1 protein-coding gene is annotated in these 390 nt (G+C 38.7%); it reads left to right on the top strand.

The window, feature by feature from the left end; genetic code table 11:
• Nucleotides 1–343, top strand: a 343-nt coding sequence (locus KJQ97_RS09690) for an ImmA/IrrE family metallo-endopeptidase (RefSeq protein WP_214120736.1), incomplete at its 5' end; no start/stop codon positions are given.
• Between the last annotated feature and the right edge of the window lie 47 nt (nt 344–390).

Genomic DNA, 390 nt, shown 5'->3' with positions numbered 1-390 from the left:
GTGCATAGTTGATACTATAGATTTGCCAGACAGCACTTTAGGAATGACTGTTAGCAGCTATGGACAAACTACCATGCTTATCAGTCCTAAACTGGAATACCCCAAAAAAGATTTTGTCTTGGCGCATGAGCTTGGACATATTATACTCCACTCGGGAGAATCTACGACGTTCTTCAGACGATTGGAATCTAGTACGCAGGTGTCTAAAATTGAAGCTGAGGCTAACGAGTTCGCATTGGCTTTATTGCTAAAAAAAGTTGATGTCAGTCCTGACTTTAACGCACTGGATTTTGTTAGATCTTATCAACTGTCAGATTGCATGGTAAACTTTATAAAACCGTAAGGAGGCAAGAATATGAGTTTTCTTGATGCATTTAAAGGTAAACAATA

Origin of the sequence: Campylobacter sp. 2018MI01 (assembly GCF_018501205.1) — a bacterium.
GTDB lineage: Bacteria > Campylobacterota > Campylobacteria > Campylobacterales > Campylobacteraceae > Campylobacter_E.
The sequence above is the reverse complement of the archived record's forward strand: the minus strand, read 5'-3'. Positions and strand labels throughout refer to the sequence as shown.